A 24,062-nucleotide genomic window follows, 5' to 3' on the forward strand; every position below is an offset into this window, starting at 1 on the left:
TCGGTGGGATGCAAGGAAATCCGACAAAATTAGTTGGTCAAATCGTCGCTGAACTTACCTTGCCGGACGGCCCCTTCAGGATTGACGCCGCCTACTTTGTTTTCTTTCGGGTTGCGGTGGGATGGGTGACGGTGCCGGCTCGGGGTCCGGATCGTCGCTGAGCACCGGTTCTTTGGTCAGCATCGCCTGTGTTACCGCTTCCATGTATTTCTGCAGCATGACCGGCGGATCAGCTGGGGCCAGTTTGATTGACAGCCTGCTTGCGCCTTCCTGATTATAGGCATAGCGCGAGGAATAACTTGCGTTGACCTGCGCCGCCACGGGTCCCCAGCCACCTTTGACCGATGCGCTGCCTGATTTCTCGGTCTGTTTGGTCATCGAGATCGCCATCTTTACCTCGATCTCGGCCTCTTGCACCGCATAGAACGCGGGCAGGAAACCCATCGACACGAGGCTGAATTCCTTTGGGGGACCATCGGGGTTGGATAGGTCGGGAAGCTGGATCTTCTGATCCGCCATGTATTTGGCGATATCAGTCGAATGTCTATCCAATTCAGTTTGCGACTCTGCCACGGAAATCGCCAGTTTCTGAACCATTTCCGCGAAAGGGACGTTTAGCAGTTCCTGCCCGATACTCATTTCCAATCTCCTTTGTGAATTCAGTCTCTATCAATAATCTTCGTTGCGGACCGTCTTTTGACCGAGAACGAGACCTTCGCTGCGTTCTGGCTGACCGCCTGTTTCTTCGCGTTTGTAGCGAACTGGGCTTTGTCGCCATCCCGACCAAGCCCAACAAAGGCTTCGACCTGGACATTGTCGATGGTGAAATCGTCGCTGCCGTCGGATCCTGCAAGGATCTGTTCGCCCAGGGCCTGCGAAAAAACCTGCGCATCCACGATCTGCGTATCTTTGTCTTCAACCTCCATTCCGCTCTGGCCTCCGGCCATTGGGTTCACCACCGGAGAACCCGAGCCCATCAGCATGCCACCGCCTCCTTCTTCCAGATCGTCGATCTGGTCTTGCAGGTCCTGGATCGTCTCCAGCAACACGACCTCGCGCGCCTCCAGCGCGGTCAGGCGGTTTTCCAATGACTGAAGCAGTGTGGTGAAGGCCTCGGGCAGTTCGGTGACGCGCACATCTATAGGCTGTTTTTTGGGGGTCTTGTCCTTTTTAGTCGCCATCGACCCCTCCACCAGAACCACCTTCATCCACCGGTCCCGGCGCGAACCGCATCCGCATGGTCGACGCGCTGCTGGCATCGAGCGTATCTGTCTGCGTCAGTTTTGGCCCACACAGAAACGCGCCAATGATCCCGCGTTTGCCCTCTTCTGTGGTGCTGGTCATCTCCATGACGACCTTCAATTCTACATCGACATCCTGCATGTGGTAAAAGACTGGCGGAATGCCCATCTCGCGCAGTTCCTGAGGATAGTTCTTCAGCGCGTTCAACTGATCCAGGCTAAGCTGTTCGGCGGCTTGGGCCACGCTTCGGCCTATATCGGCCACCATCTCGGTCAGGGTTGTTCCTAATAGCGTATCCAGATCATCGTTGGCCAACCCGACCTCCCGTCATAAAAAACAGGGAAAGCGTAGCACGAGACCGTCTCATAACAATACTAAATCTCAGAACCGGACTTTCGGAGCGATTTCCGGCACTTCCGCCGACACGAAAGGGCGCTAGAAGCAGGGCATAAAAAAACCGCGCTCGAAAGCGCGGTTTTTGAATTAAGTTCGTGCAGCCCTTAGCCCTGGCGAGCTTTGAACTTGCGCTGCGTCTTGTTGATCACGTAGACGCGGCCTTTGCGACGCACAACCCGGCAATCACGGTGCCGGTTCTTGAGCGAGCGGAGCGAGTTCTTGACCTTCATGGGTCTGTCTCCAATCTGCGGCGCCTTCATCAAAGACGTGGCCAGCGCCTGGGTTAATCGGGTGCCCCGGAAAGACCAGAGCAATGAATTCATGGTGGGCGGTACAAGGATCGAACTTGTGACCCCTTCGATGTCAACGAAGTGCTCTACCGCTGAGCTAACCGCCCATGAAACCGTTGCGTGACCTGCCCCATAACGAAATGGGGCGCGGAACCCCGCGCCGGTAGCGGGGTCTATAAAAGGAGTCGTTGGGGGGATCAAGGGGTTTGGCAGAACTATTTTACGGTCTATGTTGAGTGCGAACAACGGAGAGCCCATGCCCGACGCCGCCACCAATGCAGCCTATATTCTGGATATGCCCGCAACGCGTACGTCCTGCGTGGTATTTGCCTCGCCCCATAGCGGTCGGACCTATCCCGAGTCTTTGTTGAAGCGGTCTGTTTTGAACCGCAATATGATTCGGTCGTCTGAGGATGCGTATGTCGACCAGCTTTTTTCCTCAGTCGCTGAATTCGGTGCACCGCTGCTCGCCGCGGCCATGCCGCGCGCCTATCTGGACCTGAATCGCAATTCGGATGAATTGGACCCCGCTTTGATACAGGGTGCGCGTCGTCACGGACATAATCCGCGGGTTACTTCGGGCCTCGGGGTGATTCCACGCGTGGTCGCCAACGGCAGGGCGATCTACAGCGGCAAGCTGACTATGGATGAGGCGCGCCTGCGGATCGATACCTATTGGCGTCCATACCATACTCGTCTGAAATCTCTGCTGGCGGAATCGCATCAGATGTTTGGGCAGGCCATTCTGATCGATTGCCACTCGATGCCGCACGAGGCGGTGGCGCTGGCCGGCGGCTCGCGCCGGGCCCGACCGGAAATCGTTTTGGGCGATCGGTTCGGTGCGGCCGCTTCCGGTGTGATCGTTGATCAGATCGAGGCCGCTTTTGCCGACGCGGGTCTGAATGTGGCGCGCAACACGCCTTTTGCAGGGGCCTACGTCACCCAGACCTATGGTCGACCTGCCCGCCATCAGCATGCGGTTCAAATCGAGATCGATCGGTCACTTTATATGAACGAGGAAACGATCCAGCCGAACGGCAACTTTGAGGCGTTGCGTGATGTGTTGCGGCAGGTCACCGCGCAGATCACCAGTATCGGGTCCGATCCAATGTCACTTGCCGCCGAATAGACCTAGCGCAGCGCACGACCTTTTACGATTGCATCACTGCCGAAACGGCGCCGGATTTCGTCCGTCGCACGTTCGGCCTGTGATCGGCGTTCTGCACCGGGATCCAGAAGGTCGCCCGAGATATCGGCCTGATCCTCTGAGCACAGGTCAGACAGGCCGCATCCCAAAAGGCGATAGGGACCCTGATCGCCAACCTGATCAAATAGCCCACGAGCGGTGCGATAAATCCGATCCGCTATCTGAGTCGCATCGCGTAGCGATATCCGCCGGGTGATGATCTTGTGGTTGGCCTGTTTCAGCTTCAGCGTCACCACTCGCCCAGCCAATCCCTTGGCTTTGGCCCGGTCGGCTACCTTTTCAGACATACGCCACAGATGCCCGTCCAGAATTTCAAGACTGGCGGTATCCTCGAAAAAAGTGGTCTCATTACTGATCGACTTCATCGGCTCATGGGCCGATACGCGCCGTTTGTCCTGCCCTCGCGCCAGATGCCACAGACGGTAGCCCATTGATCCGAACCGCGCTGTCAGCGCCTCCTGATCCCAGCGCAGAAGATCAGAAAATGTGCGAATCCCTGCGCGATCCAGAGATTCCTGCGCCGCCGGACCAATTCCCCAGATTAATCGCACCGGCCGGTCATGCAGGAAATCAGCCGTCTCGGCCTTGCCGATCACTGAAAAACCCCGAGGCTTGTCGAGATCCGAGGCCACCTTGGCCAGAAACTTGTTATGGCTCAAGCCAATCGATCCCGTCAGGCCCAGCTCATCTTTCATCCTCTTGACCAGACGTGCAAGCATGACCGCTGGCGGTGCACCATGCAGCCGCTCGGTGCCGGATAGGTCCATGAACGCCTCATCCAGCGACAGTGGTTCAACATCAGGTGTCAACTCGTCCATCATGGTGCGTATCTCGCGCGATACGCTGGCATAGACCGACATACGCGGTTTGATCACCACCGCTTCGGGGCATAGTTGAAGCGCCTTGAACATTGGCATGGCTGAACGTACGCCGCGAACGCGGGCCACGTAACAGGCAGTCGAAACCACCCCGCGCTTGCCGCCGCCAATGATCACAGGCTTGTCGACAAGTTCGGGATTGTCGCGCTTTTCGACCGAAGCATAAAAAGCATCGCAATCCATATGCGCGATCGTCAGGTCAAACAGCTCTGGGTGCGATTTGACCCTCGGGCTGCTGCAAGTTGGGCAGCGCGGCCCTTGCTTAATTTCCTTCAGGCAGTCGCGACAGATGGCGGGCATGATGTAGTTTCTTTCCGGCCAGCGGCGGATTGATCAAGACATTCGATAGGTTAATAAGTATCGCGAATGGATAAGGATAAAAAGAGGACCGATGGACTTCGCCGGCGCAAAAATAGCGTTGTTTCTGGGGCGCAAGCTGCTGGTCATTCTAAGAGATGATCGATCAGACATTCCGTTTCCAGGTCATCTCGATTTTCCAGGCGGCGGGAAAAAGTCAGGCGAAACACCGATCGAATGCGCGTTGCGTGAAACAGATGAAGAGGTTGGGCTGCGCCTGTGCGTAACCGATCTTGTCTGGTCACGGCAATATGGTCAAAGCTGGTTCTACGTCGCCCTGCGCCCGCCGGAAGATGTTGGTCTGATCCGTTTTGGGGACGAAGGGCAGGGGTGGAGGCTGATTTGTCCGCAGGATTATCTGTCGAATCCGTTGGCCATTCCAAATTTTGCAGATCGCCTTCGGGATTATTTGTCGGAAACGGCGCAGCTTTGAACGGGACTTCGAAAGAAAACCCCCCGCGCCTGCGGGGGGAGGTAACGAGCCTCAGGAAGAAGAGATGGCCCGTTGGGGAGTGTCTTGCGTGTAGAATCGCCGAAAATGGCGTTTTTCGATAGCCACAAGCCGAACGCCATAAAACTCATGTTTTTCATGTGTGTTTTCGGGCACAGGGACGATTTGGCGCGGTGGCGCGAAAAATTGACCTAACGTCAATTGCTTGAGCACCGTTCCTTCCGCAATTTTTGGCTTTTCGCCTAATGGTGAGTCAATGAATTTAACTCGCTCAAAACTGCTTGTGCGGCGGCTTTGGGGTCATCCGCCTGATAAATCGGGCGGCCCACGACGATATGATCGGCCCCATCGCCGATTGCACTGGCCGGGGTTGCGACCCGCTTTTGGTCGCCCAAAGCTGCACCAGCAGGGCGTACCCCAGGGGTTACAATCAAACGACCTTCGGATTGGGGCAGGGCGCGGATTAGCGCGGCTTCCTGAGGACTGGCGATGACGCCATCAGCTTCGGCCTCGAAAGCCTTGGCCGCGCGTTCTACAACGAGGTCCTGTACGTCACCCGCTTTCAGAAGGCTTGCATCCAGATCGTCCCTGTTCAGTGATGTCAGGACTGTTACCGCCAGAATTTTCATGTCCTTGCCTGCAGCGCCCTCCTTTGCGGCGCGTACCACATGCGGATCACCATGCACCGTCAAGAAGTCCAGATCGAACTGAGCCAACCCACGCACTGCATTTTCTACAGTGTTGCCGATATCGAACAGCTTCATGTCCAAGAAAATGCGCTTTCCGTGATCCTGTTTCAACTCGTTGGCCAATGCCAGACCGCCGCCAGTCAACATACCCAGCCCGATCTTATAGAACGAAACCGAGTCGCCCAGCCGCTCGGCCATGGCAAGACCCTGCAGGGCGTTTGGGACGTCGAGGGCTACGATAAGGCGGTCATCGGACATGGGGCGCTCCTTTTTGGCAAACGTTTGCGTCCTAACGGGTTCAGGGCGATCTGTCCATGTGTGAAGCCCGAGGTGACGCAGTTCACTCACTATTTTGCGCAATGTGCTAAAGTGCCGACGTTCAGAACAGGGATAGAAACGATGAAAAAGGTAATTGTACTTGGCGCGGCACTGATGTTGGCCGCATGCGAAGACGCGCCTCAAAGCGATCCGCCCGAAACCGGTGTCGCGCCGGCTCCAACCAATGACAATCTTCTGTTAGTGCGTGGGTACCGATCGGAAGACGACTGGTGTCAATTGACCGGGGAAACAGCCTATACCGGCAACTTCCTCGATCATACAGCAGATCTGGTTTCATGCCCTACAGGCAGCAGTGCCGAGCAGTCTTTGGTCGAAATGTACAACGCTGAATTGATGGGAGAAACTGGCGGTTATTCCGTCTACTCGATTCCGCGCGGATGACGCCGTTTTATATGCTCTAGCCTCTTGAATGGGAAAAGACATTTCCCAAATTGAATGTGAGGCCCAGACCGACGCGTGCCGCCAAGCGGGCGCATCAATACGGGGCGCTTAAGAAAAGGAGAATGCTATGGACTTGAACAAGTTCACCGAGCGGGCACGGGGTTTCGTGCAAGCCGCGCAGACCATTGCGCTGCGCGAGGGGCACCAAAGGCTGGAGCCCACACATATCTTGAAAGCATTGATGGACGACGATCAGGGGCTGGCCAGCAACCTGATCACACGCGCTGGCGGCGCACCGAACCGCGTGGTTGAGGCGTTGGACGCGGCCATGGGCAAAATTCCGAAGGTCAGCGGCGACGCGAGCCAGATCTATATGGACGGCCAGACCGCCAAGGTTTTGGACGAGGCAGAGAAGCTCGCCACCAAGGCGGGCGACAGCTTTGTGCCGGTCGAACGCGTTCTGATGGCGCTGTGTATGGTGAAATCCAAAGCCAAAGAGGCTTTGGAGGCCGGTGCTGTATCGGCCCAGAAACTGAACGAAGCGATCAACGATATCCGCAAGGGCCGCACTGCTGACACCGCATCGGCGGAAGAAGGCTACGACGCGCTTAAGAAATATGCGCGCGACCTGACCGAGGCTGCAGCCGAAGGCAAGATCGACCCGATCATCGGGCGGGATGAGGAAATCCGCCGTTCGATGCAGGTTTTGTCGCGCCGCACCAAGAACAATCCGGTACTGATTGGTGAACCCGGCGTCGGTAAGACCGCGATTGCCGAGGGCATGGCCCTGCGCATCGTCAATGGTGATGTGCCGGAATCATTGAAGGACAAGAAGCTTCTCGCGCTCGACATGGGTGCGCTGATCGCCGGTGCTAAATATCGCGGTGAGTTCGAAGAACGACTGAAGGCTGTTCTGACCGAGGTGACCGAAGCCGCCGGTGAGATCATACTGTTCATCGACGAGATGCACACGCTGGTAGGTGCCGGTAAATCCGACGGCGCGATGGATGCCGCCAACCTGATCAAGCCTGCGCTTGCCCGGGGTGAGTTGCATTGTATCGGCGCGACGACGCTGGATGAATACCGCAAATACGTCGAGAAAGACGCGGCCCTTGCACGACGGTTCCAGCCGGTGATGGTCACTGAGCCGACAGTTGAGGACACGATCAGCATCCTTCGCGGTATCAAGGAAAAGTACGAGCTGCACCACGGTGTGCGCATCTCGGACTCGGCGCTCGTGTCGGCGGCGACCTTGTCGCATCGCTACATCACTGACCGCTTCCTGCCTGACAAAGCCATCGACCTTGTAGATGAAGCGGCGTCGCGTTTGCGGATGGAGGTGGATTCCAAGCCCGAGGAACTCGATCAGCTGGATCGTCAGATCCTGCAAATGCAGATCGAGGAAGAGGCGCTGAAGCTGGAAGATGACGCGGCCTCCAAGGATCGTCTGGAAACCTTGCAAAAGGATTTGGCCGACCTGCAGGAGCAATCCGCCGAGATGACCGCCCAATGGCAGGCCGAACGCGATAAGCTGGCCGGTGCGCGCGATCTGAAAGAACAGCTCGACAAAGCGCGGGCTGATCTGGAAATCGCGAAGCGCGAAGGGAACCTCGCCAAAGCGGGTGAGCTGTCCTACGGTGTCATCCCTGAGCTTGAGAAAAAGCTGACCGAGGCCGAAAACGCCGAAAGCAACGCCATGATGGCCGAGGAAACGGTGCGCCCTGAACAGATCGCTTCCGTCGTAGAGCGTTGGACCGGTATCCCGACCTCGAAAATGCTGGAAGGTGAGCGTGAGAAACTGCTGCGGATGGAAGACGATCTGCATTCCCGCGTGATCGGTCAGGATGCGGCGGTCACTGCTGTTGCCAACGCCGTGCGCCGTGCGCGTGCCGGTCTGAATGACGAGAACCGCCCATTGGGCTCGTTCCTGTTCCTCGGCCCGACCGGCGTGGGCAAGACCGAGTTGACCAAGGCCGTGGCGAACTTCCTGTTCGACGACGACAACGCGATGGTGCGCATCGACATGTCCGAGTTCATGGAGAAACACGCGGTCGCCCGTCTGATCGGTGCCCCTCCGGGCTATGTCGGCTATGACGAAGGTGGTGTGCTGACCGAAGCCGTGCGGCGCAGACCCTATCAGGTCGTGCTGTTTGACGAGGTCGAAAAGGCACACCCGGATGTGTTCAACGTGCTGCTGCAGGTCCTGGACGATGGCGTCCTGACCGATGGTCAGGGTCGTACCGTCGACTTCAAGCAGACGCTGATCATCCTGACGTCGAACCTTGGCTCTCAGGCGCTCAGCCAGTTGCCTGAAGGAGCGGACAGCGCGCAGGCGCGGCGCGACGTGATGGATGCGGTCCGGGCGCATTTCCGGCCCGAGTTCCTGAACCGTCTGGATGAGACCATCATCTTCGACCGGCTCAAACGGGCCGATATGGATGGCATCGTCGATATCCAGATGGCACGTCTGCAGAAACGTCTGGCTGCCCGCAAGATCGAGCTGGCACTGGACGATGGCGCGAAGGAATGGCTGGCCAATGAAGGCTATGATCCGGTCTTCGGTGCCCGCCCATTGAAACGCGTGATCCAACGCGCCCTGCAGAACCCGTTGGCCGAAGCACTGCTGGCCGGTGAGATAAAGGATGGTGAGACCGTTCCGGTGACCGCCGGAACCGATGGTTTGATCATCGGCGACCGGCTGGGAACGTCCGAGCGTCCGCGCCCGGATGATGCAGTCGTGCATTAAATCTCAGGTAATGAAGAGACCCGCCATCCAGGCGGGTCTTTTTTTGGTGGCTTGTATTGCGACTAAGAGCGTTCAGACCTGCCCGGTCAGATCCTGCGCCAGCATCATTGCATTGCCGTCCGGGTCGTAAAATGTGGCAGTGCTGACCATCCCCTCAATCGTCTCGGTTTCGCCGTCAAACCGAACTCCGGCCCCTTCCAAAGCATCGCGTGCGCTTGCGATATCAGCAACACCAAAGACCGGAACGGTGTTTCCGGGCGCTGGTTCTGCCTGCTCGCCCAAACCAAGGGTGACGCCTTCGGTTTTGGTGAGCATCTCGCTCCAACCCGCCTCATCAATATGATGGATCAACTCAAACCCGAGCTTGTCATTATACCAGCGCGCACTGGCGTGGCGATCTTTGACCGAAATGGCAAGAGTGATGGTGTTTTCTAAGGAAACGAGGGCCATGGAACTTTCCTTTTGTCCTAAAATAAAGTAAATATATATTATGGACATAAAATTACTTGTCAAGCTTACCTCCCGGGCCTGGTCGCTGAACATCCTTGCGCAGCTGCACCAGGGGGTTCCGGGCAGGCAGGCCCCATTGCTCGCCGCGACCGGGGCAAGCCGGACGGCATTTGCGGCAAGTCTTGAACATCTGGTCAGCCTTGGATTGCTTGAACGGAACCCGGGCCACGGCCACCCTTTAAGACCTGAATTCCGTTTGACCAAAGCCGGGGTTCAGGCGGCGGCTGTAGCGGCAGAAATCTTGGCCTTGGTGCCGAACGATACTGAATTGAAGCTACTGCGCCGCAGCTGGACGGTTCCTATTCTGGCGCTGACCCGCCAACCGCGGCGCTTTTCAGGGCTCAGGTCGGATCTTCAGGTGATCACTGATCGCGCATTGTCATCCTCGCTCAAGCAATTAGAGGAGCAGGACTGGGTGCGACGCGATATCGAAACTTCGGCCCGGCTGCCTTTTCCGACCTATCAGGCGGTCAATCTTGGATGCGAAATAAACCGTGTTGTCGGCTTGAACATCGGGTGACCGTTATCCTCGCGCCCAAGCGTACCTAATTTTCGTTACAATCTGTTCGCTCAATCGTGACGCCTGTTTCCTTGGCTCTGTGCTATCAGACCTTACCTCAGTTTCGAGGTTAATGGATAACGGAGAACCAAATGGCGCATCGCTGGACCAACAAACTGACGCATGCGGACGTCACCCCAAGGGCGGCGTTTCTGAACCGGCGACAGGTCATGGCCGGTTTGGCGGGTGTCGGGCTGGCGAGTCTGGCGCGGCCAGCGGCGGCCGAGGCGCTTGAACCGAATACATGGGAAGAGATTACTTCCTACAACAATTATTATGAGTTCGGGACTCGCAAGGATGATCCGGCGAAATATGCACACACACTGGTGACCGAGCCCTGGAGTGTCACCATCGACGGTCTGGTCGACCGCCCTGGTGATTATGATTTCAAAGACATCATGTCTGAAATGACTGTTGAGGAGCGAATCTATCGGTTCCGCTGTGTTGAGGCCTGGTCGATGGTGATACCTTGGAACGGGTTTGAACTGGCAGATCTACTCGGCATGGCTGGCGTTCAGGACGGCGCGAAATACGTGGCGTTTGAGACCGCCTATCGTCCCGATGAGATGCCGGGTGTGGCGTATCCGGTACTAGACTGGCCATATCGCGAAGGGCTGCGTTTGGATGAGGCGATGCATCCGCTGACCATTATGGCTACTGGGATCTACGGCAGGGACATCCCGAACCAGAACGGCGCGCCTTTGCGATTGGTGGTACCGTGGAAATACGGCTTCAAATCGATCAAATCGATCGTGCGGATTACCTTGACGGATACCCAGCCTCCGACAAGTTGGAACATGGCAGGTCCTAGGGAATATGGGTTCTACAGCAATGTGAACCCCAATGTGGATCACCCCCGCTGGTCGCAGGCTTCGGAACGTCAAATCGGCGGAGGTCTGTTTGCCAAGCGAATCCCGACGCTGATGTTCAACGGATATGAAGATGAGGTCGCCAGCCTTTACGAAGGCATGGATCTGGCGAAGAACTACTGAGATGATGCGGCGGCTCAACGACCTCTTGCGACGGCTTCCCAATTGGGCTGTTTATCTGCTGGGCGCACTGCCTGCGCCCTGGTTGTTTTATCAGGGCATGACCGGTGGTCTCGGGGTCGAGCCGATCGAGGCGCTCGAGCACGAGTTTGGCGAACTGGCGCTGCAGCTTCTGATTTTGGGTCTCGCGATTTCGCCCTTGCGTCGCTTCGCTGGCCTAAATCTGATGAAGTTCCGCCGCGCGATAGGTGTACTGACATTTTCCTATGTCGCATTGCACCTGTTGATCTGGCTGGTTCTGGATGTTCAGATTCCCAGCCAAATCTGGGCGGACATTATCAAGCGGCCCTATATCACGGTGGGCATGGCTGCCTTTGTATTGTTACTGCCGCTTGCAATCACGTCCAACAACTGGGCGGTTCGCCGTTTGGGGCCTCGTTGGCGCAAATTGCATCGTCTGGTCTACCCGGCAGCAATTCTGGGCGCGCTTCATTATGTGATGCTGGCGAAGGGGTTTCAGATCGAGCCATTGGTCTACCTGGCTATTATTCTGGGCCTTCTGGTCATGCGCCTGCCGGTCACATCATTCCTGATCCGGTTTAGGCAAGCCGATTCAGCCTGACTCGCAGGCGAGTCTGTGGGTAACAGTGTGAATAACATATCCATGGCGCTGATTTGCGATGGTCTGTGTCTGCGACTTCCGGGTTGAATGGCTGAATACTCTTCGTAACTATTTGTTTTAGTATGATAAAATACTGTTTTTGCGTTTTTTTGTGTTTTTTTGATTTTTCCACTTGCGGCTTCTGGGCGATATACTTAGAACGCCCTTCACCGGCGCTGCTGAGGTGCTGGGACGCGGTGGAAGCTGCGGAGACGCTCGGGAGAGACTGGGGGCATCTGAGGTTTTTGATTGGGCGGTGGCGCTGAGAGATTGGCGTTATGGTCTGGTTTTTGGGTCTTGGTTGTTTTGTTCTTTGACATTGATGGATAACTGAAGAGATATGTGGGCGGTTTGGTTCGTTTCGACGGATTGAATGTCTGTATATCGCGCTGGTAGGGGTTTTTCCCCGATGACCAGTGTCAGCTTCACTGTTTGTACGGCTTTCGGTTTCTGATGAAACCAGAAGCACACAAACAGATGACTTTTAGTTGTACTCTCGGCTAGCCGGCTGAGGGTGTCGTTTATTCGTGCTCAAGTAGCCGAATAGGCGGTAGCACAACTAAAGATGTGCAGAGGTTCGAACGTCAAGGATATGATGGCAACATCATTTCAACTTGAGAGTTTGATCCTGGCTCAGAACGAACGCTGGCGGCAGGCCTAACACATGCAAGTCGAGCGCGCCTTTCGGGTGAGCGGCGGACGGGTTAGTAACGCGTGGGAATATGCCCTTTGGTACGGAATAGCCTCTGGAAACGGAGAGTAATACCGTATGAGCCCTTCGGGGGAAAGATTTATCGCCAAAGGATTAGCCCGCGTTAGATTAGGTAGTTGGTGGGGTAATGGCCTACCAAGCCTACGATCTATAGCTGGTTTTAGAGGATGATCAGCAACACTGGGACTGAGACACGGCCCAGACTCCTACGGGAGGCAGCAGTGGGGAATCTTGGACAATGGGGGCAACCCTGATCCAGCCATGCCGCGTGAGTGATGAAGGCCTTAGGGTCGTAAAGCTCTTTCGCCTGTGAAGATAATGACGGTAGCAGGTAAAGAAACCCCGGCTAACTCCGTGCCAGCAGCCGCGGTAATACGGAGGGGGTTAGCGTGTTCGGAATTACTGGGCGTAAAGCGCACGTAGGCGGACCAGAAAGTTGGGGGTGAAATCCCGGGGCTCAACCCCGGAACTGCCTCCAAAACTATTGGTCTAGAGTTCGAGAGAGGTGAGTGGAATTCCAAGTGTAGAGGTGAAATTCGTAGATATTTGGAGGAACACCAGTGGCGAAGGCGGCTCACTGGCTCGATACTGACGCTGAGGTGCGAAAGTGTGGGGAGCAAACAGGATTAGATACCCTGGTAGTCCACACCGTAAACGATGAATGCCAGTCGTCGGGTAGCATGCTATTCGGTGACACACCTAACGGATTAAGCATTCCGCCTGGGGAGTACGGTCGCAAGATTAAAACTCAAAGGAATTGACGGGGGCCCGCACAAGCGGTGGAGCATGTGGTTTAATTCGAAGCAACGCGCAGAACCTTACCAACCCTTGACATCCCGGGACCGGTCCAGAGATGGATCTTTCACTTCGGTGACTCGGTGACAGGTGCTGCATGGCTGTCGTCAGCTCGTGTCGTGAGATGTTCGGTTAAGTCCGGCAACGAGCGCAACCCACATCCCTAGTTGCCAGCAGTTCGGCTGGGCACTCTATGGAAAACTGCCCGTGATAAGCGGGAGGAAGGTGTGGATGACGTCAAGTCCTCATGGCCCTTACGGGTTGGGCTACACACGTGCTACAATGGCAGTGACAATGGGTTAATCCCAAAAAACTGTCTCAGTTCGGATTGGGGTCTGCAACTCGACCCCATGAAGTCGGAATCGCTAGTAATCGCGTAACAGCATGACGCGGTGAATACGTTCCCGGGCCTTGTACACACCGCCCGTCACACCATGGGAGTTGGTTCTACCCGACGGCCGTGCGCTAACCTTTTGGAGGCAGCGGACCACGGTAGGATCAGCGACTGGGGTGAAGTCGTAACAAGGTAGCCGTAGGGGAACCTGCGGCTGGATCACCTCCTTTCTAAGGATGTTCCTAGTATCTTGAGCTTGCTCTTGATCGTGGAACACTTAGCAGAAGATCAACAAACAAAGTTGGTCAAACTCATGGACCGAGCCGTCCTCATATCTCTTCAGAACACATCAGGCCGACCGGCCTGTCTGGGTCGGTAGCTCAGGTGGTTAGAGCGCACGCCTGATAAGCGTGAGGTCGGAGGTTCAAGTCCTCCTCGACCCACCAAGCCTTTTGCGGAGCAAGGGGCGTTTTTTGTGGGGCCTTAGCTCAGCTGGGAGAGCGCCTGATTTGCATTCAGGAGGTCAGGAGTTCGATCCTCCTAGGCTCCACCATTTACCCGATCAGATCGTTAAGCACCTTTGGGTTCTTAACCGTCCGATTGGACGTCAATTGACATCGTATAGAGAGAAATCAATCAACACTGTTTGATCGCGCCGAGTGTGGCGTTGATCTCAGTTGGTCCTCTTCGGGGGAGGTTTGATTAGGGATGTTTCCTCGTCCCTCTTTGAATATCCCGGCTGAAACGAACAGAGTTGTCCAAGTCAAGTACACTAACCCGCATGATCTGACGATCATGCATGTCTTCTATTCTCCATGTGGGGCCGACCGACATCGGCAGCATGGGTTCCAGGATAGAAGGCGGGAAAGTATGCTTTTGGTTCAGAAGAAAGATCGCCTTTAGTTACCAGCTGGGCGATCGCGATTGACCTGACTGCGCTCAAGTAGCCGAATAGGCGGTAGCGCACTAAGTTGTGTCTTTCTCTTTCTGGATCAAATCAAGCGCGAGAAGGGCGTTTGGTGAATGCCTTGGCAGCAAGAGGCGATGAAAGACGTGATACTCTGCGATAAGCCATGGGGAGCTGAGAATAAGCTTTGATCCATGGATCTCTGAATGGGGCAACCCACCTGAATGTTTGTTATTGTTAGCTCTGCTAATCAATAATGAGCATGAAAGGTACTTAAGACCTGAATACATAGGGTTTTAAGAGCAAACCCGGGGAACTGAAACATCTAAGTACCCGGAGGAAAGGAAATCAATTGATACTCCCCTAGTAGCGGCGAGCGAACGGGGACCAGCCGAGCCAGATAAGTGACTAGAACACGTTGGGAAGCGTGGCCATAGCGGGTGACAGCCCCGTATAGGAAGCTTTGATGGACGTATTAAGTAGGGCGGAACACGTGAAATTCTGTCTGAAGATCGGAGGACCACCTTCGAAGGCTAAGTACTCCTTGCTGACCGATAGCGAACCAGTACCGTGAGGGAAAGGTGAAAAGCACCCCGACGAGGGGAGTGAAACAGTACCTGAAACCGAACGCCTACAATCAGTCGGAGGATCCTCGAGATCTGACGGCGTACCTTTTGTATAATGGGTCATCGACTTGGTCTTACGAGCAAGCTTAAGCCGTTAGGTGTAGGCGTAGCGAAAGCGAGTCTTAATAGGGCGAATGAGTTCGTGGGATCAGACCCGAAACCGAGTGATCTAGGCATGGCCAGGTTGAAGGTAAGGTAACACTTACTGGAGGACCGAACCCACATCCGTTGAAAAGGATCGGGATGAGCTGTGCCTAGGGGTGAAAGGCCAATCAAACTCGGAGATAGCTGGTTCTCTGCGAAATCTATTTAGGTAGAGCGTCATCCGAATACCCCGGGGGGTAGAGCACTGGATGGGTAATGGGGCCCCACAGGCTTACTGATCCTAACCAAACTCCGAATACCCGGGAGTACTAGATGGCAGACACACTGCGGATGCTAACGTCCGTAGTGGAGAGGGAAACAACCCTGACCTACGACTAAGGCCCCCAATTCATGGCTAAGTGGGAAAGCAGGTGGGACGACCAAAACAACCAGGAGGTTGGCTTAGAAGCAGCCATCCTTTAAAGATAGCGTAACAGCTCACTGGTCTAAATAAGTTGTCCTGCGGCGAAGATGTAACGGGGCTCAAGCCATGAGCCGAAGTCTAGGGATGCGTAAGCATCGGTAGCAGAGCGTAGTGTGACATAGAACCTTGTCTATATTGCCGCCGGTTATGCGGCGCGAGTAATCGCGCTCAAGTAGCCACAATGGCGGTAGCGCAGACATAGGTTCTTTCGATGAAGCGGGCGCGTGAGCGATCCCGTGGAGAGATCACTAGTGAGAATGATGACATGAGTAGCGACAAAGAGTGTGAGAGACACTCTCGCCGAAAGTCCAAGGGTTCCTGCTTAAAGCTAATCTGAGCAGGGTAAGCCGGCCCCTAAGCCGAGGCCGAAAGGCGTAGGCGATGGGAACTAGGTTAATATTCCTAGGCCAGGAGGATGTGACGGATCACAGGTGTAGTTCAATCTTATCGGATTGATTGGGCTGCTGAGTGGTTCCTGGAAATAGCCCTCCATCAGACCGTACCCTAAACCGACACAGGTGGACTGGTAGAGCATACCAAGGCGCTTGAGAGAACGATGTTGAAGGAACTCGGCAAAATACCTCCGTAAGTTCGCGAGAAGGAGGCCCGGTTCCTAGGCAACTAGGGGCTGGGGGCACAAACCAGGGGGTGGCGACTGTTTATTAAAAACACAGGGCTCTGCGAAGTCGCAAGACGACGTATAGGGTCTGACGCCTGCCCGGTGCCTGAAGGTTAAAAGGAGAGGTGAGAGCCTTGAATTGAAGCCCAGGTAAACGGCGGCCGTAACTATAACGGTCCTAAGGTAGCGAAATTCCTTGTCGGGTAAGTTCCGACCTGCACGAATGGCGTAACGACTTCCCCGCTGTCTCCAACATCGACTCAGCGAAATTGAATTGCCTGTCAAGATGCAGGCTTCCCGCGGTTAGACGGAAAGACCCCGTGCACCTTTACTACAGCTTCGCACTGGCATCAGGATTGTGATGTGCAGGATAGGTGGTAGGCTTTGAAGCGGAAACGCAAGTATCCGTGGAGCCTCCCTTGAGATACCACCCTTCGCACTCTTGATGTCTAACCGCGGTCCGTTATCCGGATCCGGGACCCTGCGTGGCGGGTAGTTTGACTGGGGCGGTCGCCTCCTAAAGCGTAACGGAGGCGCGCGAAGGTTGGCTCAGAGCGGTCGGAAATCGCTCGTTGAGTGCAATGGCAGAAGCCAGCCTGACTGCAAGACTGACAAGTCGAGCAGAGTCGAAAGACGGCCATAGTGATCCGGTGGTCCCGAGTGGAAGGGCCATCGCTCAACGGATAAAAGGTACGCCGGGGATAACAGGCTGATACTGCCCAAGAGTCCATATCGACGGCAGTGTTTGGCACCTCGATGTCGGCTCATCTCATCCTGGGGCTGGAGCAGGTCCCAAGGGTACGGCTGTTCGCCGTTTAAAGAGGTACGTGAGCTGGGTTTAGAACGTCGTGAGACAGTTCGGTCCCTATCTGCCGTGGGTGTAGGAGACTTGAGAGGAGTTGCCCCTAGTACGAGAGGACCGGGGTGAACGATCCACTGGTGGACCAGTTGTCGTGCCAACGGCAGTGCTGGGTAGCTATGATCGGACAGGATAACCGCTGAAGGCATCTAAGCGGGAAGCCCCCCTCAAAACAAGGTCTCCCTGAGGGCCGTGGAAGACCACCACGTCAATAGGCCGGAGATGTAAGCGCAGTAATGCGTTCAGTTGACCGGTACTAATCGCCCGATAGGCTTGATTTGATCCAGTAATGGAAAGACAAGACCAAAGCATACACACCTTGAGTTGGATAACGTCGCAGCGTCAAGCCGCGATGTTGGTTGATTATATAACCGAGTGGCAACGCGCCTTTTGCAAGCAAAAGACGCTGCCTGCCACCTCGTCGCTTTCCTGCAACGCAGGAAAGTCGACATGGGCTTTTCCTCGGTTTGGTGGTCATAGCGCAAGTGAAACACCCGGTCCCATCCCGAACCCGGAAGTTAAGCACTGCCGCGCCAATGGTACTTGGGCTTAAGCCCCGGGAGAGTAGGTCACCGCCAAACCTAGAAAAAGCCCACATCTCTCTAACACGATGAAAAGAACACTACCCGGTCTCAAGTAGCCGAATAGGCGATAGACCAACACAAGACCTCAAGTAGCGTAAGCGATAGGTCACTTAAAGTGTCGCGGGATGGAGCAGCCCGGTAGCTCGTCAGGCTCATAACCTGAAGGTCGCAGGTTCAAATCCTGCTCCCGCAACCAACTTTAGAAAATCCCAGAGCAGCCCGCGCAGACTACAAACAGTCCACCGGACCGTTCGATTAACGATCAAACCTCGTCAGGCTCATAACCTGAAACTCAGAGGTTCAAATCCTACTCCCGCAAACAAAAAACACCGTGCAACATCAGATGTTTACGCACCGCCCTAGGGCGGTGTTTCTATCTGTGCCAATACTTCTAGAAGCACTGTGGAAGCAACGAGAGGAAACTTCTTTTCGTAACTAGCCACTCACCCCCTCAGCTCTTTTTTGCCAACTTCTGTGCTTCGCCCACGGTGACCTTGCCGTGACGACCGATCGAAATCCTCTCGCTGGAGCGTGTTGAAGCATTCAGGGAACGAACAACTGGTTCGGCGAACTGCTGTCTTTGGTATCAACTATTTTGGTAATAAAACGATAGCCTGCGGCTTGACCCGCTTGGTGGACGGGGAAATGGAGCGGCGCGGATGACTTGATCTCTGGCGGCGCGTTCGATTTCAGGTGAGCCAGAGCTATCGACGATATCAACCCAAGCCAGTGATCCATCAGGATTAATTTCGAAGAATACCTGCGCAAACCCGCGGACCGGGACATAGACGACGGGCGTTTGATTGAGGTGGACCAGGACTTGTCCGGCATAGTTCGTGGTATCGGAGTTACCAACGCCGCGACCCGAGGTTTGATTTCGGCCACTGCTGGCTCGGAACGGGTCAGCCCCTTCCTTTTGATAAAGGCTAAGCGGCGACTCCAATGTCTGCGTAGGGTTGCGCAAGTTATCGAAGTTACTGAACCCATCAAGTGATTTTGGCGTATCCGTTGCGGGCCTTCTGTCCGGGAGGCGGGGGCGTTTGGAAACAGATACGGCCTGATCGGAAGGCGCGGCTTGTTCTTCTGGTGGCTCGTTTGTTGGCTCATCGACCGAACTTGGGATTTCTGGTTCGACTGCCGTACTCTCGAGTGGAGGGACCGGCTCTGTTGAGCCGTCTGTGGGCGGTAAAGCTGCCAAGCGCTCGGGTTCCGGGTCGACCGCTGGCGTTACGGCGGTATCTGCGTCTGTGGCTGGTTCCGGATTGGACGTGGCGACCGGTTCGGTCGGCACCTCTTCCTGTAGCTCTGATCGTGGGGCGACGGGCGCTCCGACATCGGGTGAAGATACCTGCTGAGGATTGGGGGAAGCGACGAGTGTATCGCTGATCGGGATGTCGGCAGTATCGGGCTTAACAGTGTCTTCAACCGGAGGCTCGGGGGCTTCAGCAGAGTCCGGCTGCACCGGGTCCGTCGTGTCTTCGGTGAATTCCTCGAATGTGTTGCCAAGCTCGATCAAACTGATCGTTTCCTCATTGGCTCGCAGTTCTGGCAGGCTGGACCCATACAAGCTGATCCCAAAGATATGCAGGATAAGCGAAAGCACACCCGCCAACGCAGCGATGGCTGCTGACTTCCGGATCATTTCAAAGCCTGCTGGGTCACGAGGTACACAGATGGTGCCCCATGCCGCCGAAGGGCACCGGTTACCTCCATCAATCGTTGGCCAGAAACATTGCGGTCGGGGACAATCCTGACCGGTCCGTCATCATGGCTGGACATGAAAGCCTCAGGGTCGGTTTGCACTCCGCGAAAGCTGAGGATGCCATCAGCGTTCAAGACAAGCGCATCGGGAGGGTCGCGGCCTTCGAGTTCCGATGTGTCGACAAGCTGAAGCTCGGGATCAAGCGGTGGTGCCAGGGTGCCTGCAATCAGAAAGAAGATCAGCATCAGAAAGACGACGTTGATCAGAGGGATGGTCGAGTCTCGTTTGCGGCTTGGGCGACCAAAGCGGATCATCGGTCTACTCCAACACCGTGACGGTCAGGCCATCGCGGCCACGCAGCCTGGTCAGCAAATCCACAAGCCGTTGGGCGGACGTATCGGCATCAAGGCTCACCAGAGCCTGACCAGCCCCTATCTGCGCCGGCAGTTCATCCAGCGTCAGCGTTTCGCCATTCAAAGTCACGCGCTCCGCACCGATCTGAATGAAAATTCTCTCCACCGGCTCAGCCGAAGCTGATGCTCCTGAGGTTGCGCTGCTGATTTCGATTTCCGCGAACTTTGAGAAAGTTGAAGACAACATGAAAAACAGCAACAGCAAGAAGATGACATCGATGAGCGGGGTCATCGACATCGGGCGTCTTACAAAGGGCGCCGTGTTACGCATGTTCAGCGTTCAGAATCTCGGTCCTGCCTGAGGCGGCCTGGTTCGAGTTGTTCGGGACCAGAACCGTGCGCAGTGCTTTGTCCGCAAACACCCGTTCCCGGGCAGTTCGGCTTTCAAACCAAGACAAGACCATTGAAGTCGGCATTGCCACCGCAAGGCCAACGGCTGTTGTTACCAGAGCAACCCAGATGCCACCTGCCAACAATGACGGATCAACAGAAGACCCGGCAGACTGAAGGCTTTGGAATGCATTGATCATTCCCAAAACTGTTCCGAACAATCCAAGCAGGGGTGCAAGCTGGGCGACCGTATCCAAAAGCCGAAATCCGCGCTCCAGCCCGGCCAGGGCCAATCCAGCTTCGGCATCCAGTCGAGCGTCCAGATCAGGAGTGTCCGGCGCGTCCATGGCGGCTTCGACAAGCGGTGCAAGATAGCTGCTGCTCTGAGCGAGGCGCGCGCGTGCAGTGGCTCGATCTCCAGCATCCCAGGCCTGCAGCGCTTGTGACAGAACCTTGTGCCGCCCTACGCCACAGGCTGCGAACTGCCAAAGCTTGTAAAGAGTAACTGCTACGGTCAGGACCGACATGACAATAAGGATAGCCACAACGGGCCCGCCAAGGGTCAGGATCTCTCGAAGAGAAGAGAGAATATTCATCCAAGCAACTCCACTTCAATCCGGCTGCTGAGCGTTAGGGTCGATTGACAGATGTCGCTCTGGGAGCCTTTTACCACGCATGAACTCGCGCCATTGATCAATGCGCGCCCAACAGTCGTGCAAGACATCTCTGGCAGATCGAACTGACGGACACGTGGGCGATCCAAAGGTAAGTCGCGAAAATCAAAAAGCGAGAGGGTAACGACACTGCCTTCGGTGTCAAATATCACCGTCTCGAATACGGCTTCATCGATAGTGGTTCCGGATTGGTTGGTCACCAGAAAGGTCAATCTGCAGGCACTACCAACGTCTTCCAAGGCATTGAGCTCTAACGAAATCTCAGCGGCAGGTGCCTCAGCGGATTGGGCCAGAGCTGCAAAAGGAAGCAGGCATGCGAAACAGGTAAGCAGGACACGGAGAGATCTCATTGAAGGCACCTATATGCTTGGGCGAACCGCGATTGCCCGCGTTGTATAGCCGACAATGGTCCTCTCATACCTGATAGTACAATCAGTTCAAAGGAGCGCTGAAATGATTGTGAATTCGACCATGTTCGAAGTCATATTCGAGTAAACCATTTAGCAAAGTGACGTATAATATGGCAAAATGACGGAAAATTATCTCATTTCGTCAAGATACGATCTGCAATCCGAACAAGTCGCCCTTCATAATCAAAAGAAACACAGAATGGAGGCGCGTTTTGAGCTGGAATATTTGCGTAGTCGGGGCGGGGAAGATCGGTCAGATGATCGCGACTTTGCTGAAAACCTCGGCACATTACACGGTGACTGTTGCCGATCACGATCTTGCGGCCCTGTCAGCATTCAAGAAGCGGGGCATTTCTACGCGGCAGATTGATGCCAGCGATAGCGCGGGCTTGGAGAAAGGCCTTAAAGGGTTTGATGCGGTGATCTCTGCCGCGCCGTTCTTTCTGACACCGGCGATTGCGAGCGCGGCCAAAACTGTTGGGGCGCATTACTTTGACCTGACCGAAGATGTCGCCGCCACCAACGCGGTGCGCGAGCTGGCGCAAAAAAGCGAGACAGCATTCATGCCGCAATGCGGGTTGGCCCCCGGGTTTGTCGGGATTGCGGGCGCTGCGCTGGCGGCGGAGTTCGATGAAATCGACAGCCTGCATATGCGGGTCGGGGCGTTACCGCTCTATCCGACCAACGCGTTGAAATATAACCTGACTTGGTCAACCGATGGGCTAATCAACGAATACTGCAACCCCTGCGATGCTATTGTGAATGGCGAGAGGGTCAAGACCGCCCCCCTCGAAGATTATGAGCTGATCGGCCATGACGGTGTCGAGTACGAATGCTTTAATACATCCGGCGGACTGGGCACCTTGCCCGAGACGCTAGACGGTAAGGCGAAGGCGGTATCCTATCGCTCGATCCGCTATCCGGGTCATCGGGACATTCTGCGCTTGTTGCTCAGTGACCTGGGACTGGAGCGTCGCCGCGATCTGCTGAAAGAGATTTTTGAAACGGCCTTGCCGCGTACGGATCAAGACGTCGTGTTGGTCTACTGCACGGCAAAGGGTATCGTTGACGGCACGTTGCGTGAGAAATCCCTGATCAACAAATCCTTTGCGCGCACCATCGATGGACAAGTCTGGAGTGCGATCCAAGTAACCACTGCGGCAGGCGTATTGGGTGTCGTCGATCTGATGCGGACAGGGGTTCTGCCCTCGAAAGGCTTTGTTCGGCAAGAGCAGGTAAAGCTTGCCGATTTCCTGAACACCGAATTTGGCCGGCTTTATCGCGCCGGTGACGTTACCGAACAAAACAAGGCGGCCTGAGATATGAAAGACATTGTAATGACTGCTGAAACCACGCTTGCGAATTTGGACCTGACTGCAGCGGAGCTTAGCGGCGGGTCGCTGCGGGTGACCTCTCCGATAGATGGCAGCCTGTTGGCCGAGGTTCACGAAACTCCGGTTTCCGAGATGGGGGCCATCTTTGCCCGCTCGAAAGCGGCGTTCAAGGAATGGCGCGTTGTGCCGGCTCCGCGCCGGGGTGAGTTGATCCGCCTGCTGGGCGAAGAGCTTCGGGCCGCCAAGGACGACCTTGGCGCGCTTGTCAGTTGGGAGGCGGGCAAGATCACCTCGGAAGGTCTGGGCGAAGTGCAGGAGATGATCGACATCTGCGATTTTGCTGTTGGTCTGTCGCGGCAGCTTTATGGTCTGACCATTGCTTCGGAACGTCCGGGTCACCGGATGATGGAAACGTGGCATCCGGCGGGGCCGGTCGGAGTGATCTCGGCCTTTAATTTCCCCGTGGCGGTATGGTCGTGGAATGCTGCGCTGGCGCTGGTTTGCGGCGATCCGGTGATCTGGAAACCGTCCGAGAAAACGCCTCTGACCGCGTTGGCTTGCCAGAAAATCTTTGAGCGGGCATTGGCCCGGTTTGGTGACGCCCCCGAGGGGCTTTTGCAGACCCTGATAGGTGGTGCCGATCTGGGTGAGGCGCTGGTTGCCAGCGAGGATGTGCCGATCATTTCAGCCACCGGCTCGACCCGGATGGGCCGGGCGGTGGCGCCGATTGTGGCGCAGCGCTTTGGCAAGTGTATTCTGGAACTCGGCGGCAATAACGCGATGATCGTTGGACCGTCGGCGGATCTGGAAATGGCGGTGCGCGCGATTGTATTCTCGGCTGTGGGAACGGCAGGGCAGCGCTGTACGACACTGCGGCGGTTGATTGTACACAACTCGATCCGCGAGGAACTGGTTGGGCGTCTGAAGAAAGCCTATGCAGGTCTGCCCATCGGTAATCCGTTGACCGAGGGTACGTTGATTGGGCCGTTGGTGGATGAAGCTTCGGGCAATGCGATGACCGCAGCGCTTGAATCAGCAAAGGCCGAGGGTGGTGCCGTGTTCGGAGGTCAGCGCGTGACCGAAGGTGTGCCGGGCGGTGTTTATATGCAACCGGCCATCGTTGAGATGCCTGGCCAGACCGCGACTGTGAAGGCCGAGACCTTTGCTCCGATCCTTTACGTCATGGGCTATGACGATTTTGCCGAGGCGATCGAGATCCAGAACGACGTGCCACAGGGTTTGTCGTCCTGCGTTTTTACACTGAACATGCGCGAAGCCGAGCAATTCCTGACAGCGGCCGGGTCGGATTGCGGGATTGCCAATGTGAACATCGGCCCGTCCGGGGCCGAGATCGGTGGCGCATTTGGTGGCGAGAAGGAAACCGGAGGCGGGCGCGAAAGCGGATCAGATGCCTGGAAAGCCTACATGCGCCGTCAGACCAACACGGTAAACTATTCGGCCGAGTTGCCATTGGCGCAAGGTGTCAAATTCGACATCTGA

General features: G+C 55.8%; 21 protein-coding genes, 4 tRNA genes and 3 rRNA genes. 15 read left to right on the top strand and 13 right to left on the bottom strand.

Annotated features, from left to right (window positions below; all coding sequences use genetic code 11):
• Positions 1-75 precede the first annotated feature (75 nt).
• The 5 genes from I5192_RS17545 to I5192_RS17565 form a co-directional block, all read right to left on the bottom strand.
• Positions 76-639 (bottom strand): hypothetical protein, encoded by a 564-nt coding sequence (locus I5192_RS17545; RefSeq protein WP_223117417.1) that lies wholly within the window; start codon positions 637-639, stop codon positions 76-78.
• A 20-nt stretch (positions 640-659) separates the two neighbouring features.
• A complete protein-coding gene (locus tag I5192_RS17550; protein WP_170514639.1) occupies positions 660-1,181 on the bottom strand; it encodes a hypothetical protein in 522 nt (173 codons plus the stop codon).
• Positions 1,171-1,557 (bottom strand): hypothetical protein, encoded by a 387-nt coding sequence (locus tag I5192_RS17555; RefSeq protein ID WP_170398504.1) that lies wholly within the window; start codon positions 1,555-1,557, stop codon positions 1,171-1,173. Before I5192_RS17555 ends, I5192_RS17550 begins: the two co-directional genes overlap by 11 nt.
• 185 nt (positions 1,558-1,742) lie before the next feature.
• Complete coding sequence (gene ykgO / locus I5192_RS17560; protein ID WP_005648635.1) at positions 1,743-1,868, bottom strand: type B 50S ribosomal protein L36; 126 nt, start codon at positions 1,866-1,868, stop codon at positions 1,743-1,745.
• A 92-nt stretch (positions 1,869-1,960) separates the two neighbouring features.
• Positions 1,961-2,035 (bottom strand) — tRNA-Val (locus I5192_RS17565).
• A gap of 149 nt (positions 2,036-2,184) precedes the next feature.
• On the opposite strand from I5192_RS17565, the gene I5192_RS17570 reads away from it, so the two are divergent.
• Positions 2,185-3,057: an N-formylglutamate amidohydrolase gene (locus tag I5192_RS17570; protein ID WP_170514642.1), complete on the top strand. Its 873-nt coding sequence runs from the start codon at positions 2,185-2,187 to the stop codon at positions 3,055-3,057.
• A 2-nt stretch (positions 3,058-3,059) separates the two neighbouring features.
• Here I5192_RS17570 and I5192_RS17575 read toward each other — a convergent pair whose 3' ends face one another.
• Positions 3,060-4,313 (bottom strand): DNA polymerase IV, encoded by a 1,254-nt coding sequence (locus I5192_RS17575; RefSeq protein WP_223117418.1) that lies wholly within the window; start codon positions 4,311-4,313, stop codon positions 3,060-3,062.
• Positions 4,314-4,404: 91 nt separating this feature from the next.
• On the opposite strand from I5192_RS17575, the gene I5192_RS17580 reads away from it, so the two are divergent.
• Positions 4,405-4,803 carry an NUDIX domain-containing protein gene (locus tag I5192_RS17580; RefSeq protein WP_223117419.1) on the top strand — a complete coding sequence of 133 codons (399 nt, stop codon included), beginning with the start codon at positions 4,405-4,407 and terminating at the stop codon, positions 4,801-4,803.
• Positions 4,804-5,063: 260 nt separating this feature from the next.
• Here the strand turns inward: I5192_RS17580 and pyrF are convergent, their stop codons facing one another.
• Positions 5,064-5,768: an orotidine-5'-phosphate decarboxylase gene (gene pyrF, locus I5192_RS17585; protein ID WP_223117420.1), complete on the bottom strand. Its 705-nt coding sequence runs from the start codon at positions 5,766-5,768 to the stop codon at positions 5,064-5,066.
• Positions 5,769-5,909: 141 nt separating this feature from the next.
• Here pyrF and I5192_RS17590 point away from each other — a divergent pair, with 141 nt between their 5' ends.
• Both I5192_RS17590 and clpB read left to right on the top strand, forming a co-directional pair.
• Entirely contained in the window at positions 5,910-6,230 is a 321-nt protein-coding gene (locus I5192_RS17590) for a hypothetical protein (RefSeq protein ID WP_170398514.1), read from the top strand.
• 127 nt (positions 6,231-6,357) lie between these two features.
• Positions 6,358-8,976, top strand: coding sequence for an ATP-dependent chaperone ClpB (gene clpB / locus I5192_RS17595; protein WP_170398517.1), 2,619 nt, complete (start codon positions 6,358-6,360; stop codon positions 8,974-8,976).
• 72 nt (positions 8,977-9,048) lie between these two features.
• Here clpB and I5192_RS17600 read toward each other — a convergent pair whose 3' ends face one another.
• Positions 9,049-9,426 (bottom strand): VOC family protein, encoded by a 378-nt coding sequence (locus I5192_RS17600; protein WP_170398520.1) that lies wholly within the window; start codon positions 9,424-9,426, stop codon positions 9,049-9,051.
• Between the two features lie 40 nt (positions 9,427-9,466).
• Here I5192_RS17600 and I5192_RS17605 point away from each other — a divergent pair, with 40 nt between their 5' ends.
• From I5192_RS17605 to I5192_RS17645, 9 genes are all read left to right on the top strand, one after another.
• Entirely contained in the window at positions 9,467-10,006 is a 540-nt protein-coding gene (locus tag I5192_RS17605) for a winged helix-turn-helix transcriptional regulator (RefSeq protein WP_170398523.1), read from the top strand.
• Between the two features lie 131 nt (positions 10,007-10,137).
• Complete coding sequence (gene msrP, locus I5192_RS17610; protein ID WP_170398526.1) at positions 10,138-11,037, top strand: protein-methionine-sulfoxide reductase catalytic subunit MsrP; 900 nt, start codon at positions 10,138-10,140, stop codon at positions 11,035-11,037.
• Between the two features lie 4 nt (positions 11,038-11,041).
• Positions 11,042-11,656 carry a protein-methionine-sulfoxide reductase heme-binding subunit MsrQ gene (msrQ, locus tag I5192_RS17615; RefSeq protein ID WP_170425736.1) on the top strand — a complete coding sequence of 205 codons (615 nt, stop codon included), beginning with the start codon at positions 11,042-11,044 and terminating at the stop codon, positions 11,654-11,656.
• A gap of 649 nt (positions 11,657-12,305) precedes the next feature.
• A 16S ribosomal RNA gene (locus I5192_RS17620) occupies positions 12,306-13,766 on the top strand.
• 139 nt (positions 13,767-13,905) lie between these two features.
• A tRNA-Ile gene (locus tag I5192_RS17625) sits at positions 13,906-13,982 on the top strand.
• Positions 13,983-14,013: 31 nt separating this feature from the next.
• A tRNA-Ala gene (locus tag I5192_RS17630) sits at positions 14,014-14,089 on the top strand.
• 442 nt (positions 14,090-14,531) lie between these two features.
• A 23S ribosomal RNA gene (locus I5192_RS17635) occupies positions 14,532-17,396 on the top strand.
• Positions 17,397-17,581: 185 nt separating this feature from the next.
• Positions 17,582-17,696 (top strand): 5S ribosomal RNA (gene rrf / locus I5192_RS17640).
• The 16S, 23S and 5S rRNA genes sit together here with 3 tRNA genes alongside, the layout of an rRNA operon.
• 122 nt (positions 17,697-17,818) lie before the next feature.
• Positions 17,819-17,895 (top strand) — tRNA-Met (locus I5192_RS17645).
• A 390-nt stretch (positions 17,896-18,285) separates the two neighbouring features.
• On the opposite strand, the gene I5192_RS17650 is transcribed toward I5192_RS17645, so the two are convergent.
• The 5 genes from I5192_RS17650 to I5192_RS17670 are packed head-to-tail and all read right to left on the bottom strand — an operon-like array spanning position 18,286 to position 21,168.
• Entirely contained in the window at positions 18,286-19,341 is a 1,056-nt protein-coding gene (locus tag I5192_RS17650; RefSeq protein ID WP_223117421.1) for an energy transducer TonB, read from the bottom strand.
• Positions 19,338-19,715, bottom strand: coding sequence for a biopolymer transporter ExbD (locus tag I5192_RS17655; protein ID WP_223117422.1), 378 nt, complete (start codon positions 19,713-19,715; stop codon positions 19,338-19,340). The genes I5192_RS17650 and I5192_RS17655 overlap by 4 nt, the downstream gene beginning before the upstream one ends.
• Positions 19,716-19,719: 4 nt before the next feature.
• Entirely contained in the window at positions 19,720-20,046 is a 327-nt protein-coding gene (locus I5192_RS17660; RefSeq protein WP_170515521.1) for a biopolymer transporter ExbD, read from the bottom strand.
• A 31-nt stretch (positions 20,047-20,077) separates the two neighbouring features.
• Entirely contained in the window at positions 20,078-20,740 is a 663-nt protein-coding gene (locus tag I5192_RS17665; protein ID WP_170567461.1) for a MotA/TolQ/ExbB proton channel family protein, read from the bottom strand.
• Positions 20,737-21,168 (bottom strand): hypothetical protein, encoded by a 432-nt coding sequence (locus I5192_RS17670; RefSeq protein ID WP_170395121.1) that lies wholly within the window; start codon positions 21,166-21,168, stop codon positions 20,737-20,739. Before I5192_RS17670 ends, I5192_RS17665 begins: the two co-directional genes overlap by 4 nt.
• Before the next feature lie 272 nt (positions 21,169-21,440).
• Here I5192_RS17670 and I5192_RS17675 point away from each other — a divergent pair, with 272 nt between their 5' ends.
• Positions 21,441-22,547, top strand: a complete 1,107-nt coding sequence (locus I5192_RS17675; protein WP_223117423.1) for a saccharopine dehydrogenase family protein — start codon at positions 21,441-21,443, stop codon at positions 22,545-22,547.
• Positions 22,548-22,550: 3 nt separating this feature from the next.
• Positions 22,551-24,062, top strand: coding sequence for an aldehyde dehydrogenase family protein (locus I5192_RS17680; RefSeq protein ID WP_370644337.1), 1,512 nt, complete (start codon positions 22,551-22,553; stop codon positions 24,060-24,062).

The organism is Ruegeria sp. SCSIO 43209, from assembly GCF_019904295.1.
GTDB lineage: Bacteria > Pseudomonadota > Alphaproteobacteria > Rhodobacterales > Rhodobacteraceae > Ruegeria.

Excerpts from the sequence above, each read along its gene's own strand:
- I5192_RS17580 (WP_223117419.1), top strand. The coding sequence starts at position 4,405 with ATGGACTTCGCCGGCGCAAAAATAGCGTTGTTTCTGGGGCGCAAGCTG.
- I5192_RS17550 (WP_170514639.1), bottom strand. The coding sequence starts at position 1,181 with ATGGCGACTAAAAAGGACAAGACCCCCAAAAAACAGCCTATAGATGTG.
- clpB (WP_170398517.1), top strand. The coding sequence starts at position 6,358 with ATGGACTTGAACAAGTTCACCGAGCGGGCACGGGGTTTCGTGCAAGCC.
- ykgO (WP_005648635.1), bottom strand. The coding sequence starts at position 1,868 with ATGAAGGTCAAGAACTCGCTCCGCTCGCTCAAGAACCGGCACCGTGAT.
- I5192_RS17570 (WP_170514642.1), top strand. The coding sequence starts at position 2,185 with ATGCCCGACGCCGCCACCAATGCAGCCTATATTCTGGATATGCCCGCA.
- pyrF (WP_223117420.1), bottom strand. The coding sequence starts at position 5,768 with ATGTCCGATGACCGCCTTATCGTAGCCCTCGACGTCCCAAACGCCCTG.
- I5192_RS17665 (WP_170567461.1), bottom strand. The coding sequence starts at position 20,740 with ATGAATATTCTCTCTTCTCTTCGAGAGATCCTGACCCTTGGCGGGCCC.
- I5192_RS17655 (WP_223117422.1), bottom strand. The coding sequence starts at position 19,715 with ATGATCCGCTTTGGTCGCCCAAGCCGCAAACGAGACTCGACCATCCCT.
- msrP (WP_170398526.1), top strand. The coding sequence starts at position 10,138 with ATGGCGCATCGCTGGACCAACAAACTGACGCATGCGGACGTCACCCCA.
- I5192_RS17590 (WP_170398514.1), top strand. The coding sequence starts at position 5,910 with ATGAAAAAGGTAATTGTACTTGGCGCGGCACTGATGTTGGCCGCATGC.
- I5192_RS17680 (WP_370644337.1), top strand. The coding sequence starts at position 22,551 with ATGAAAGACATTGTAATGACTGCTGAAACCACGCTTGCGAATTTGGAC.
- I5192_RS17600 (WP_170398520.1), bottom strand. The coding sequence starts at position 9,426 with ATGGCCCTCGTTTCCTTAGAAAACACCATCACTCTTGCCATTTCGGTC.
- I5192_RS17660 (WP_170515521.1), bottom strand. The coding sequence starts at position 20,046 with ATGACCCCGCTCATCGATGTCATCTTCTTGCTGTTGCTGTTTTTCATG.
- I5192_RS17575 (WP_223117418.1), bottom strand. The coding sequence starts at position 4,313 with ATGCCCGCCATCTGTCGCGACTGCCTGAAGGAAATTAAGCAAGGGCCG.
- I5192_RS17670 (WP_170395121.1), bottom strand. The coding sequence starts at position 21,168 with ATGAGATCTCTCCGTGTCCTGCTTACCTGTTTCGCATGCCTGCTTCCT.
- I5192_RS17545 (WP_223117417.1), bottom strand. The coding sequence starts at position 639 with ATGAGTATCGGGCAGGAACTGCTAAACGTCCCTTTCGCGGAAATGGTT.
- I5192_RS17650 (WP_223117421.1), bottom strand. The coding sequence starts at position 19,341 with ATGATCCGGAAGTCAGCAGCCATCGCTGCGTTGGCGGGTGTGCTTTCG.
- msrQ (WP_170425736.1), top strand. The coding sequence starts at position 11,042 with ATGCGGCGGCTCAACGACCTCTTGCGACGGCTTCCCAATTGGGCTGTT.
- I5192_RS17605 (WP_170398523.1), top strand. The coding sequence starts at position 9,467 with ATGGACATAAAATTACTTGTCAAGCTTACCTCCCGGGCCTGGTCGCTG.